The sequence below is a fragment of the Ureibacillus thermosphaericus genome (assembly GCF_012396605.1).
Classification (GTDB): domain Bacteria; phylum Bacillota; class Bacilli; order Bacillales_A; family Planococcaceae; genus Ureibacillus; species Ureibacillus thermosphaericus.
Map to the genome: position 1 here is coordinate 1 of NZ_JAAXPW010000005.1, position 14,515 is coordinate 14,515.

At 36.3% G+C, this 14,515-nt stretch carries 9 protein-coding genes and 1 other RNA gene; 7 read left to right on the forward strand and 3 right to left on the reverse strand.

All coding sequences use genetic code 11. The features are described from left to right. Positions 1–1,085 precede the first annotated feature (1,085 nt). Positions 1,086–2,045, reverse strand: coding sequence for a nuclease-related domain-containing protein (locus tag HF990_RS03320; RefSeq protein WP_168411972.1), 960 nt, complete (start codon positions 2,043–2,045; stop codon positions 1,086–1,088). Positions 2,046–2,223: 178 nt separating this feature from the next. Continuing rightward, complete coding sequence (locus HF990_RS03325; RefSeq protein ID WP_168411973.1) at positions 2,224–3,162, reverse strand: bile acid:sodium symporter family protein; 939 nt, start codon at positions 3,160–3,162, stop codon at positions 2,224–2,226. A 240-nt stretch (positions 3,163–3,402) separates the two neighbouring features. Here HF990_RS03325 and secG point away from each other — a divergent pair, with 240 nt between their 5' ends. The 7 genes from secG (at position 3,403) to istB (ending at position 11,100) form a co-directional block, all read left to right on the forward strand. Beyond that, complete coding sequence (secG, locus tag HF990_RS03330) at positions 3,403–3,630, forward strand: preprotein translocase subunit SecG (RefSeq protein ID WP_016838676.1); 228 nt, start codon at positions 3,403–3,405, stop codon at positions 3,628–3,630. Between the two features lie 134 nt (positions 3,631–3,764). After that, complete coding sequence (locus HF990_RS03335) at positions 3,765–4,511, forward strand: alpha/beta hydrolase (protein ID WP_016838675.1); 747 nt, start codon at positions 3,765–3,767, stop codon at positions 4,509–4,511. A 66-nt stretch (positions 4,512–4,577) separates the two neighbouring features. Beyond that, the gene (gene rnr / locus HF990_RS03340) at positions 4,578–6,848 is read left to right on the forward strand and encodes a ribonuclease R (protein ID WP_210730745.1); all 2,271 of its coding nucleotides are present in this window, start codon (positions 4,578–4,580) and stop codon (positions 6,846–6,848) included. 123 nt (positions 6,849–6,971) lie between these two features. Continuing rightward, positions 6,972–7,439, forward strand: coding sequence for an SsrA-binding protein SmpB (gene smpB, locus HF990_RS03345; protein WP_168411974.1), 468 nt, complete (start codon positions 6,972–6,974; stop codon positions 7,437–7,439). A gap of 183 nt (positions 7,440–7,622) precedes the next feature. After that, positions 7,623–7,977: a transfer-messenger RNA gene (ssrA, locus tag HF990_RS03350) on the forward strand. A gap of 817 nt (positions 7,978–8,794) precedes the next feature. Beyond that, positions 8,795–10,348, forward strand: coding sequence for an IS21 family transposase (gene istA, locus HF990_RS03355; protein ID WP_311733627.1), 1,554 nt, complete (start codon positions 8,795–8,797; stop codon positions 10,346–10,348). Further along, complete coding sequence (gene istB / locus HF990_RS03360) at positions 10,348–11,100, forward strand: IS21-like element helper ATPase IstB (protein ID WP_168411975.1); 753 nt, start codon at positions 10,348–10,350, stop codon at positions 11,098–11,100. Before istA ends, istB begins: the two co-directional genes overlap by 1 nt. A 465-nt stretch (positions 11,101–11,565) precedes the next feature. Here istB and HF990_RS03365 read toward each other — a convergent pair whose 3' ends face one another. Further along, positions 11,566–14,286, reverse strand: a complete 2,721-nt coding sequence (locus HF990_RS03365; protein ID WP_168411976.1) for an ATP-dependent DNA helicase — start codon at positions 14,284–14,286, stop codon at positions 11,566–11,568. Between the last annotated feature and the right edge of the window lie 229 nt (positions 14,287–14,515).

Sequence of the window (14,515 nt, forward strand, 5' to 3'; positions counted from 1 at the left end):
AAGAGAACAGCTATTCACGGAAGTTATAAAGACTTGCGTCAATCATCTTAATTGAACCGCCGTATACGGAACCGTACGTACGGTGGTGTGAGAGGACGGGAGTTAATCGCTCCCTCCTACTCGATTGGAGAAAAAACAGCTAGTGAAAGGAAGGGGTTATTGCTAAATTCATGAAAAATAGCCAAAGGGAAAAAATAGCTTCACGAGGGAACGGATAATAGTCAACTTCAAGAAGATAATAGTCAAAGTGGCTGCGATAATAGTCAACCTCGAGAACATAATAGCCAAAGGGAAAAATCAGCTACAAGAGAGAATGGATAATAGTCACTTTCGAGGAGATAATAGTCAAAGTAGCTGCGATAATAGTCAACCTCGAGAATATAATAGCCAAAGGGAAAAAACAGCACCACGAGGGAACGGATAATAGTCAACTTCAAGGAGATAATAGTCAAAGTGGCTGCGATAATAGTCAATCTCGGGAATATAATAGCCAAAGGGAAAAATCAGCTACGAGAGAGAACAGATAATAGTCAACTTCGAGGAGATAATAGTCAAAGTGGCTGCGATAATAGTCAATCTCGGGAATATAATAGCCAAAGGGAAAAAACAGCTACGAGAGAGAACGGATAATAGTCAACTTCGAGGAGATAATAGTCAAAGTGGCTGCGATAATAGTCAATCTCGGGAATATAATAGCCAAAGGGAAAAAACAGCTACGAAAGAGAACGGATAATAGTCAACTTCGAGGAGATAATAGTCAAAGTGGCTGCGATAATAGTCAAACTCGGGAATATAATAGCCAAAGGGAAAAAACAGCTACGAAAGAGAACAGATAATAGTCAACTTCGAGGAGATAATAGTCAAAGTGGCTGCGATAATAGTCAAACTCGGGAATATAATAGCCAAAGGGAAAAAACAGCTACGAGAGAGAACGGATAATAGTCAACTTTGAGGAGATAATAGTCAAAGTGGATGCGATAATAGTCAAACCCGGGAACATAATAGCCAAAGGGTAAGCATGCCTATTTAAAGAAGGCCATCTAGAACCCCCCAGACTCTAGATAGCCAAAATATACTTTCATATCCTAACGATTGAGAATATCTTCTGGAATAATATAATATCTTCCTTTTTTATTACCCACCGTTTTTAAATTTAGTCGAGACAATATTTTAGAAGATGCATACATTGATTCTACATGGAAAAACTCCCTAAACTCTTGATTCGTAATCCGGTCGCTAATCAATAATCGATAATCATCTAACGCTCTTAGAAAAGCTTTTCTACTTTGAACGCCGCACTGCGGACAAGACCAAATTCCTCTTTTGTAAGTCATGACCACACTATAATTGCAATTTTCGCAAAGCACTCCTTTTCGGATTCTCTCAACACTGATATTTAAATCAAAATCTCGTGTGACCACATTAGAAAGAAGATATTTCGCTAATTTATCCAATTGACTGGTAGTAAGTTTACTTTCGTTCCGAACTAGACATTTTTTGATAAATGAACGTAACCCGCTCGCATGAAAAATTGGAGGAGATTTCGGAACATTTCCGATAATGGAAGAAGGATTTGCCATGACAACTGCTTTCTCAATTGGTAAGAAAATTTTTAATTTCGATAAAATCCGTTGAAATAATTCTTCATGGCGATGCAATTGATCAAAAGGATTCGTTAAAATATCTTCTGTGCCTGTTGGACGAGTGCGAGTGAGTTGATGTTTCTGTTCATCATAATCAACCCGGCCAGAAATATTTTTCACTTCCAAAATTAACAAAAAGTGTTTCGTTAATAGAACCGTATCCACTTGATGAGAAAATCCAAATTCATTTTCAATTTCATAATTAAAAAATAAGTAATGTTCATTCAAATATGGCATTTCAAACCATTCACGGTCGACTCTGTGCTCACCCTCGTATCCATACTTTAGCCGTGTCAAATAATCTTGAAAGTAAGTGAAGTCTCGATCATTTGCATCTAATCTGCGTAAAAGAGCTTCTATAATGATAATGCTTTTTGGAGTTTTTCGATCCAATAAAAGCAACGTATCACCCCCTTTATCCAACATAATAAAACCTGGAGTATCAAAAAGGAATAAATTTCCTGAAACTTTTATTTTGGACGGAAAAAGGCTGTGAAAATCAAAGTTTACCCTGCCTTAAACTAGCCATAAAAAAAGCAAGATGACGAATCACCTTGCCTCCATACAAATATAGAACTGCTTATTCTTCCACTTTTCCAGCTTTCTTTGACCAATAGGTTGCAAGTATCGGTCCGGAAATATTGTGCCAGAAGCTGAAGATGGCACTTGGTACTGCAGAAATTGGATCAAAATGTGTTGCCGCTAAACTTGCACCTAATCCAGAATTTTGCATTCCCACTTCGATGGCAACAGCTTTTTTGTCTTCATAATCCATGCGGAAAATTTTCGCTGCTAAATATCCAAGAGCGTAACCTAATCCGTTATGTAAAATTACGACAGCTAAAATTAATAAACCAGATTCGATAATTTTATCGCGGCTGCCTCTTACGACTGCTGCAACAATTAACACAATTGCAACAACCGAAATTGTTGGCAGAATATCGATGCTTTTTGCAACAACTGGTTTAAAGAATATTTGAGCAAGAATCCCTAAGATTATCGGAATTAAAACAACTTTTACGACAGACATAAACATGGCCATAAAAGATACTGGCAGCCATTCACTTGCTAAAAAATAAATTAATGCAGGTGTTACAATTGGTGCAAGCAACGTTGTAAATGACGTAATTGTTACAGATAATGCCGTATTCCCTTTCGCTAAAAATGTCATAACGTTTGAAGCAGTACCGCCAGGACAACATCCAACTAAAATCACTCCGACAGCAATTTCAGGTGGAAGTTGGAAAGTTTTCGCTAATACAAAAGCAAGCAACGGCATGATAGTAAATTGTGAAATGATTCCAATAATAACTCCTTTAGGGTGTTGCAAAACGAGTTTAAAATCATCTAATTTTAATGTCATCCCCATACCGAACATGACAATTCCGAGAAGCGTCGTAATCCAAGGTGCAATCCATGTGAAATATTGTGGAACCCACATTGCGAGAGCAGCAGCTAATAATACCCAAAGTGCAAAGGTATCTCCTGCAAATTTCCCGATTTTTTGAAACGTATTCATCGAAATCCTCTTCTTTCTATTAAATTTGTGAGTGGAATTTATTTTATGAGAATAATATAGAAAAATCAATAAATTTCTGAAAAAATAGAACTTTTAGAATGAAATGAATTATGAAAGCGTTTTAAAAATAACTGTTTTGATAAATATTTTTTCAATTTTTTAACATTGTTGTAACGGAGAATCGTTTTTGATATACTAACTATTAGTGTAAAAGTACTGTTCGTTCAGGAGGTGGGACTAGTGCATACTGTATTATTAGTATTATTAATTCTTGTGTCTCTTGCTTTAATCGCCGTAGTATTATTGCAATCTGGTAAAAGTGCAGGTTTATCAGGTGCCATCTCTGGTGGAGCTGAACAACTATTCGGTAAAACGAAAGCTAGAGGAATGGATTTAGTTTTACATAGATTGACAATTGTTCTTGCAGTATTATTTTTCATTTTGACATTGTTAATAATTAAATTTTAATGGATAAAATAAAAGTCTAACCGAGCATGGTTAGGCTTTTTCATTTATAATGGAGTAGAGTTTGAGAAAAATTTGCATACTCGTGAAAATACTGGCATCAATTCAACAAGATTCACATATAATTGGAGGATTTTATGAAAATTAAAGAGCAACAACCATTCTTTTTTCAAGCAGGAAAGAGGGCAGTATTATTGCTTCATGGATTTACAGGAAGTTCATCCGACGTACGAATGCTAGGTCGTTTTCTTGAGAAAAAAGGTTATACATGCTTTGCCCCTCACTACCGTGGCCACGGTGTACCGCCAGAACAACTAATTGAAACAGGTCCAAAAGATTGGTGGGAAGATGTTGTTAAAGCATACGAAACCTTAAAAGAAAAAGGATATGAACAAATTGCCGTTGCAGGTTTGTCTCTTGGCGGTGTGTTATCACTGAAGCTTGCCATGAACTTCCCTCTCAAAGGAGTCATCACCATGTGCTCTCCTATGACAATGAAAACGACGGATATCATGTTCAAAGGTGTTATCAAATATGCAAAAGAGTATAAAAAATATGAGGGAAAAACAGAACAACAAATTAGTGAAGAAGTTGAAGCTATTCGCCAAAAAGGAATGCCAAGCTTACCTGAACTGCAGCAATTCGTGCAAAATGTTCGAAATGAACTGGATTTAGTGTATGCACCGATTCTAGTCATTCAATCAAGAAACGACGAAATTATTGACCCGAAATCCGCTCATATTATCTATGAAAATGTGGAATCCTTAAATAAAAAACTGATTTGGTTTGAAGAGTCCGGACATGTCATTACATTAGATAAAGAAAAAAATCAACTGCATGAAGTAATCTTCGAATTTCTAGAAAGCCTAGATTGGGAAGATTAACTCATTTCGAAATAAAGGAGGGAAATCGCAGTGTTCAGTGAGCTAGAACAAAGAATATTTAATTTAATGAAGGAAGAAGATTATAAGCCGCTTAAAGTGGATGAGCTAGAAGAAGTGCTCGGTATCGAAAGTGCGGATGAATTTAAGGAATTAGTAAAAGCGCTCGTACGCATGGAAGACCAGGGATATATTGTACGCTCCCGTTCGAACCGTTACGGCTTGCCGGAACGAATGAATTTGCTTCGCGGGAAATTTATTGGCCATTCTAAAGGCTATGGATTTGTGGTGCCAGAAGAAGAAGGATTAGATGATATTTTCATCCCTCCACATGAAGTCAATGGCGCATTAAATGGAGACATTGTGCTAGTTCGGGTATTGAAAGAATCTTCAGGCGATAAGCGAGAAGGTACAGTCATTAAAGTGGTAGAACGTTCGAAAACAACGTTCGTTGGTACGTATCAAGCAAATCGAGGATTCGGATTTGTTGTGCCGGATGATAAACGCTTAAACATGGATATTTTCGTTGCCAAAGAAGATTCAATGGGCGCTGTGGACGGCCATAAAGTCGTTGTGGAAGTGACGAACTGGCCAAGCGAAATCAAATCGGCTACAGGCGTCATTATTAAAATTTTAGGGCATAAAAATGACCCGGGCGTCGATATTTTATCTATCATTTATCAGCATGATATCCCGCCAGAATTTCCAGATGAAGTGCTCAAAGAAGCGGCAAAAGTTCCAGATACTATATCGGATGAAGATTTGGTGGGACGCAGAGATTTACGAAATGAAACGATTGTTACAATTGACGGCGCTGATGCGAAAGACTTGGACGATGCGGTGACGGTCACGAAAAATGAAGATGGTACTTACAAATTAGGCGTTCACATAGCGGACGTAAGTTACTATGTGAAGGAAGGGTCTCTCATCGACCAAGAAGCATTTGAAAGAGGAACGAGTGTTTACTTGGCGGACCGAGTCATTCCAATGATTCCCCACAGGTTATCAAATGGCATATGCTCATTAAACCCTCAAGTCGACCGCTTGACGATTTCCTGTGAGATGATTATTGACCAAAACGGACAAGTCATTGAACATGAAATATTCCCAAGCGTGATTCGTACAACAGAGCGGATGACTTATCGAGATGTTTATAAAATATTAGAAGAGGAAGATGAGGAGCTTATCGAGCGGTACAAACCTCTCGTTCCAATGTTTAAAGAGATGGCAGAATTAGCTTCGATTTTACGTAAAAAGCGCATGAATCGAGGAGCAATCGACTTTGACTTTAATGAAGCAAAAGTCGTTGTGAACGAAGAGGGGTGGCCAATTGATATCGTTTTACGTGAACGCACAGTTGCTGAACGAATTATTGAAGAATTCATGCTTTGTGCAAATGAAACGGTAGCAGAGCATTTCCACTGGATGGAAGTTCCTTTCTTATATCGTATCCATGAAGATCCGAAACCGGAAAAATTACAACGTTTCTTTGAATTTATCACAAACTTCGGCTTAATTGTAAAAGGAACAGGTAATTCCGTTCATCCGAAAGCGTTGCAAGAAATTATTGAGTCCATTGATGGATTGCCAGAAGAACCGGTGATTTCGACAATGTTGCTACGTTCATTGCAACAAGCAAGATATTATCCAGAATCTTTAGGACACTTTGGTCTATCCACTGATTTTTATACGCATTTCACATCACCGATTCGACGTTATCCAGACTTAATTGTTCACCGACTAATTCGGACGTATTTATTTGAAGGGGACGTTTCAAAAGAGACAATCTTTAAGTGGGCTCAAGAAATGGAAGACATTGCGGACCATACTTCTGAACGTGAACGAAGAGCGGTAGATGCAGAGCGGGATGTAGAAGCATTAAAGAAAGCCCAATACATGTCAGATAAAATTGGCGAAGAATTTGTTGGAATTGTTTCTTCTGTCACAAGCTTCGGTATTTTCGTAGAGCTTCCAAATTCGATTGAAGGGCTCGTGCATATTACAAACTTAACAGATGACTATTATCATTTTGATGAACGCCAAATGATTATGGTGGGCGAATATACAGGACGCATCTTCCGCATTGGAGATGAAGTGAAAGTCCGCGTTGCCAACGTGAATTTGGACGAGTCTTCTATTGATTTTGAAATTGTAGATATGGTGAAATCTTTCCATAAAACGCGAAAAGAAGCTCCAAAAGTCATTCATGCAACTCGTAAACAAAAAAGAAGAAGAGACGATGACGAGGAGGAACGCGGTCGTAGCAGAAAAGGCAAACGGAAAGAAAAATTTTATGAAGGCGTCGCGAAAAAAGGGAAGAAGAAAAAGAAACGAAGATAGATGGTAGAAAATTCGACAAATAACTGTCGAAGAATTATACTAGAGGCTGTTGGAAAAATACTTTAAAATAAAGGAAAGTATTTCTAACAGCCTTTTATTTGTGTGTGAAGAGAGGTGTAAAATATGCCAAAAGGAATCGGAAAAGTCATTGCGCAAAATAAAAAAGCAAATCATGATTATTTTATAGAAAAAACCTTTGAAGCAGGCATGGTATTGCAAGGAACGGAGATAAAGTCCATTCGTTCTGGCCGTGTGCAATTGAAAGATTCATTTGTTTTAGTTCGAAACGGTGAAGCATGGATTCACAACATGCATATCAGTCCTTATGAACAAGGAAACCGCTTTAACCATGATCCATTAAGACAGCGAAAACTATTACTACATAAGAAGGAAATTGCAGAACTTGCTGGTGCCGTAAAGCGCGATGGCTACACAATTGTGCCATTAAAAATTTATATTAAAGACGGTTATGCAAAACTGATGATTGGTCTTGGTAAAGGTAAGAAGAAATACGATAAGCGTGACGATGAACGGAAGAAAGAAGCAAAACGAGAAATGGAACGCGCGTTGAAATTGAAAAATCAATATTAGTTGGTTAAATATGAAACCGTGTTTGTGGTCAGATAAATGATAAAAATAATAGATTTATAATATAAATTTATTCGGGATACTTGAAAAAAGGTTAGGATTCAAGTATAATGTATGTACATCAGCCAGTTTGAACGTTCTAAACGTTTACCGTCGTTGCATTATGCAAACCCTTTATAACATGAAGGGGACGTTACGGATTCGACAGGAATGGTTCAAGCTTGAGCTGCGCGTCGGAGGGCTCGTCTTCGTCACTAACGGCAGTTAAATATAACTGGCAACAAACAATCTTACGCTTTAGCTGCTTAATTGCTGAAGCACTCTAATCAACCATCGCCCATGTGGTTGCATTAGGGTTCATCCTGAGTGGGCTACGGCGAGTGCCTTGCTTGGGGCACTGGCAAGAGATCTCACAAGCTAGCGTGCAGGACGCCTGTTTGTCGGCAGAATGTAACGCGAAACTTCAGTAGACAAACTACACGCGTAGATGCTTAAGTATTGAAGTTTCTGGACGCGGGTTCGACTCCCGCCGTCTCCATAATTGAATTTCGTACTATTTAAATGAGCGCCAAAATCCTTTAATGATAAGGATTTTGGCGTTTTTGGTGCGCCTGGCATGGGTGTAATCTATAGGGTGTAAGTCCCGAACTGTGAAGGCAGAAGTAACAGTTAGCTTAACGCAAGGGTGTCCGTGGTGACGCGGAATCTGAAGGAAGCGAGCGGCAAACTTCCGGTCTGAGGAACACGAACTTCATATAAGGCTAGGTATCATTGGATGAGTTTGCTAAACAAAACAAAGTCCTTTCTGCCAAAGGTGGTACAGAGTAAATGAAGCAGATAGATGGAAGGAAAGATTACATTCTTACCCGGGGAGGTCTGGCGGATATGTGAAGTACGCTTCATAACCTACTTAGTGATAAGTAGCTGAACCGTCAGAAGTCAGCAGAGGTCATAGTATTAGTTGGTTTAGAACTACTAAGAAGGACCGAACAATTAAGAGAGAATAGCCCTTGGCATTCAGTGAGTCATGATGAACACAGAAAACGTAGTACCTCACTTGAGGAAGGAAGCGGTGAATCCCGTGGGAGACCTCTTGGAGGGTGGAGTGACCACTGGCATAAAGAGAACAGCTATTCACGGAAGTTATAAAGACTTGCGTCAATGATCTTAATTGAACCGCCGTATACGGAACCGTACGTACGGTGGTGTGAGAGGACGGGAGTTAATCGCTCCCTCCTACTCGATTCGTATAAAAATTGTGTTTTTGTTAAGCTAAAAATGAGCCACCAACGCAATTGAAATGAGAGCCACTTTATATCAAAATAGTCCTAACTGTAAATAGTTAGGAGGATATAGAGGTGATTAGTTTGGAGAAAAAGCAATTAGTACTGATTGAGTACAATCAGCACAATATGAGCCAACGTCAAATTGCAGAAAAGCTCAAAATGTCTCGTAATACCGTAAAAAAATACATTGAGCAAGATCTAGCAGCTAGACAACAAGACACAAGGAATTTACCAATTACAGATAATTACGTTACGTCTCCAGCATATAAAAAGCGTAATGGAAAAAAGAGAGCTTTAACAAACACAGTGATGAAACGTATTCGCGAAATGATGAAACAGAACAAAAATAAGCGTGAAGTGAATATGCATAAGCAACAATTAAAGATTATTGATATACATGAAAAACTTTTAGACGAAGGTTTTAAAATTGGCTACACTACGGTTCGCAACTTCGTGAATCGTGAGGAAAAGAAGGAAAAAGAAGTCTTCATTCGTCAAGAGCCAACAGCTGGTCGTGAAATTGAGTTTGATTGGGGAGAAGTAAAATTATTCATTGACGGTAAGCTAAGAAGTCTTTCAATGGCTGTATTTACGTTAGCCTATAGCAATGATCGTTATGCCCGACTCTATGAATCGGAAACAATGGTTTGTGTACAGGATGCACACGTAAAATGTATTGAAGCCTTGGGCTTCGTACCGAATGTTTTTACATACGACAATATGCGTACCGTCGTCAAAAACTTTATTGGTTACGACCGCTTTATTACCGACGGTATGAAAAGTTTATCTTTGCATTATCATTTTCAGATTCGACTTTGTCAGCCTCGTAAAGGCAATGAAAAAGGCCACGTAGAGCGAAGTGTAGAATATATACGCCGGAAAGCATTTGCGCACCGTGATACGTTTACTTCTTTAGAAGAGGCACAGGAATATTTAGTTTCGATCATCGAAAAATTAAATCAACGTCCTCATTATTTGAAGGAGAAAACACATCATGAATTGATGTTGGAAGAAAAAGCTGAACGTGCTGGTAGCTTAACAGCTGCACCATTCGATCCGGCAGAATTAGTAGAACTACGTGTGGACAAATATAGTACTGTTACCTATCGGCACAACCGATATTCTGTACCTGAGGGGCATGTAGGAGAATATATTAAGTTAAAAGCTCGTGCTGAGGAAGTGCTTCTGTTTAGTGAAGGTGAATGTATCGCAAAGCATAAACGAAGCTGGCAAGTGCATGTCTGGGTGATGAATATTTACCACTATTTAAACACGCTACAAAAGAAAAAAGGTGCCTTAGCCCAAAGTGAATGTTTGAGCCAAGCACCAAAACAAATAAAAAATATCTACCAACGTTATTATATCGGAAATGAAAAAGATTTTCTAGAGCTGCTTGTTTATACCAAAGAACGAGATTGCCTAGCAAGAGTATTAGAAGTCATTACTGAACTAGAAAAGAACCCTTTGGTTCAACTAACAACTGAAAAAATCATTTTCTTAGCAGAACAATCAGCGGAAGTACGTACTGTTCTAACTGGCCAAGATGATGTCGCCAGCCAATCCTTAGATAATCTCTCTTCATTAGCAGCGTTATTTCATTCTAAAGGAACAGGAGTGGTTCATTAATGGACAAGCAAAAAGAAATGATTGATATGTGCAAAGAATTACGTTTACCAAGTATTCGTTCTTTACTTGAACAGGAAGTCTTACTTGAACAATATACATCGCCAGCTGAGTTTCTTTATTTCGCTTTAAAACAAGAAATGGAGGATCGTTACGTACGAGCAAAAGCTAACCGAATTCGATTAGCCAATTTTCCAGAGAAAAAACTGTTAGAAGAATTAGATGTAGAGGCACTGCCGCAAAATGCGGCGGTCCGCCTTCCTCATTTGAAAGAGCTAAAGTTTATTCAGGACAAGCAGAATGTGTTATTAATTGGCTCACCTGGTACTGGTAAAACCCATCTTGCGATTGGATTAGGAATCGAGGCCTGTTTAGCAGGCTATAAAGTGTATTTCACGAGTGTAGCCTCACTTGTGAATCAATTAAAGGAAAGCCGTTCCGCAAGAACGTTACGCTCGTTTGAATTGAAATTTGAAAAGTATGATTTAGTCATCATTGACGAACTTGGCTACATTTCGTTCGATAAAGAAGGAGCAGAGCTTCTGTTTACGCACTTATCGTTACGTGCCGGTCGAGCAGCAACGATTATTACAAGTAACCTCACATTTGAACGTTGGGAAGAGGTCTTCCATGATCCAGTTTTAACCTCAGCGTTAACCGATCGACTCACGCATCGTGCACACATCATTAACATGATTGGTGGATCTTACCGAATTTTAGAAACGAAAGAATGGATGGAACAGAGCAACTTTTAGTGGCTCACATTTTAATTAACAATTGGCTCAAATTTAACTTGCGAAATACAAAAATGTTCGTCATTAAATAAATTGATCACTTTTATATTGTTAGAAATACAGCAATTTTTGGTCACGACACTCGTTTATAACGTGAAATGGACTAACAATGTTTACAGAAATAACTTGTTACGCAATTTTAAGTAGGTAGGAACACCACAAAAATACTATGCAATTTAATGTGACATTTTGAAGCTGTGTTTAATGATTTAATCATCAAAGACATGGTAACAAGCTGTTGTTTAATACGTTAACGTCCCATGAAAGACTTTCTCTTCTTTTACTTATTATGGATATCACATTCTTTTTTAATTAAAACTTAAATCTGTGATTTTAAAAAATAAAAAACAAAGATCCCCTGATTAATTTTTAAATATCATGAATAATTGGTTATTATTTACAATGTTAAAATAATATTTATTATTGTTATTCATTCTTCAGAAAATATACATCTTTTTTCCAATCTGATGGCTTTATGCTGTTCAAAACTTTGTGTTCCACCTCTGGTGTCCAATAGATTTTCAGTTTATTTCTTGCACGAGTAATAGCAGTATAAAAGATATTATGGGTTATTAACTCGTCGATTTCGTCTGTTATAACGATTTTAACAGAATTATATTCTAGACCCTGAGCTTTATGGATTGAAACAGCATATGCAACTTGAAATGGAACGATCGCTTTTGAAGAGTCATCGTCATCTTCATCTGTACTTTTTAATTTATTTACACAAAAACGTATTATAGAATTTCCGTTATTAGTATAATCCAATAATTCAAAATCTTGATTGAAAGCATCTATCTCATTTAACGATTTGTCGAGTTCTATATCAAATTGAATGCGCTCAGAAATCTTTCCACGATCAAGAATTTCAATTCCAACAATTCGTCCTTTCATATTATTATAAATTACTGGTTCAAAACGTTTTGATTCATTGAACAAAATCGGGTCATTAACTTTATACTGTTGAATTCCCCAAGATATCGCGGGGTTTGGATTGCTTTGTTGTAAAAATCGATTTATGTTATTAATTCCGTAAAGTCCATCATAGTTAAGACAAAGAATAATTTCGTCATCTTCTGCAGGTGTGAAAATAGAACTGTCCAAGGAAGTGGAATATTCTTGGCGAGTAATTAATTCAAGTATAGTATCATCCATTTTACGAACTTTTTCCCATAATGTAAGAAGTGCTGAATTTTTACTTCTATAAGGCTTAGTTAATTCAAAGACCGAAGTTTTAGGAACAAATGCTTGTGCAACACTGAACCAATTTCCAAATCTTATAGATGATATTTGATAAGAGTCACCAACTAATATTAATAAATTAAATGTGGCTTTGTTAAGAATTTCTCTCATATCACGGTTACTTACTGTACTACATTCGTCTATTATTAGTAAATCATAGTCATTAGTATTCCTCTGATTTATAAGAAACTTTGTAATTGTTGAAAATGTACATTTCGAAGCTGTAATTTTCCGTTTTAAATTATCTACAGCAGGATTTGTTTGTGCTAAAAAAAGTTTTCTCTTATCTGCAAATAAATGAGCTAAATGATTAATGAAAGTAGATTTGCCTGTCCCCGCTGAGCCATATACTAAAGCTACTCGTGAACTTTCGAACATACGAATTAAGGCTTCTTTTTTTTCTTCGCAATCGATAACATAATTAGAATCATTTAACCATGCCTTTACGGAGTTTGAATAATTTTGGATTCCATTTTTTGATAAGTTTTCAAGTTTATTAATAATGAATTTGGTATCATTTTTATATCCATTTATAATAATGTGACTATTTTTTATAACTAATTTGCTATTTTCAAGATGTCCATGCCATAGAGTAGAGTTATATTTTTCAACAAGTGATGGTAAATTATCAAATCTAACTATTTCCTTTATGGGTGTAAAAAGCTGCCCTTTTATTTCAGTATTGTTCCTTACTAATCGAGCAAGCAATTCATGTTGTCGTTGAGTGGCATCGATACAATAAAATAAATCTCCTAATTTTGGGTTATGTTCTACTAGAGAGAAATTAAAAGGAATTCTATCGAAAGGTAAGCAGCTATTTTTTGCATAAAGTCCAGATAAATTATCATTTGGATATGTATCTAATTGTTTCTTTATTATTTTGTTTCTCATATGAAAAAGTAAATATTTTAGAAGGTTACTACCTGAGGCATTTGCTTTTATTATTTCACGACAACGTTCCAAGTCATTGAAGAAAATAATTTCTTTAGATCGTTGTGTTGCTTGTAGCTTTACTTTTTGAAATTCTTTTTCTGGAAAGTCAATGAGTTCTGTTAAAGTAAATCCTGTTGATGTTAAAAATCGTGAGATTCCAAGTTGTTCAGAATAGCCAGTCTTAATATTTGTTCCTCTAATTATCCTAGTAAAATTCTTAAACTCACAATCTCTAATTGCAACTTCCCAACCTACTATAATAATTATGGGCATTGTTTTACCAAGGATTTCAATACTATCGTAGTCCAAGGAAAACTTCACAGCATAATTATCTGTTATTTCTAAATTTGTAAAAGCAATAACCCGATCAAACTTACTGGCATAATCGACAGCTGGTGTAAAAGTCACTTCATAGTAAATACGTTGATCAACAAAAAAAGGCTTAATTTTTTGAATATAATATTTCTCGGAATTTTCAACCTTTTTTATGGTGTGTTTTTCTATCTTTTTAGCAATTTTTTCATAGTATTCTTGTAATGTTGAATTATTGTTCAATGGAAATTTATCAAGGTTACTAAGAACTTCCAGAGAAAACTTTTCATATAGCAGTTTCTTAATTTTTAATAAATATTCGTAATATTTCAACATTAAACGCTCAGAATTTTCTTCGTCAAGTGTATAATGTGAAGCCACTATCTGCAAATAATCATGAAACCGTCGTAGCACTTTCAAATCACCACGAGATTTTACAAAATCAATAGCTTTACATATATTTTCATAACTATTTTCTATGTCTTGACCGTTAGCATAAAATTTTAACATAATATGCTCTACAAAGTTGCGTAATTGAGAAAGAATATCTTGAGAAATCTCGCCTCTTGAAAAAGTACCATAGGTGTCTATGTGACGACAAATTGCATTATCTATTATTAAAATCTTTTTATCAATTGGTAATAATGTTTCTAAGTGCAATTAGAATCACCTCTAATAAAAATATTTAAATAACGTTTAAGAATTAGGAAATTAACAAGAAATATAGAATATTATGGAATATTATATGAAAATTGTAAATATATTATTCTATTTGTTAAGGTGAAATCCGTTTTTCGCTATAAGATAGAACCTGAATTTTCTTTGTTTTTAAACTTTTAATTTGTAGGAGAATAATTACGTAAAAAACACTTGCATTTATGCTAAAGAC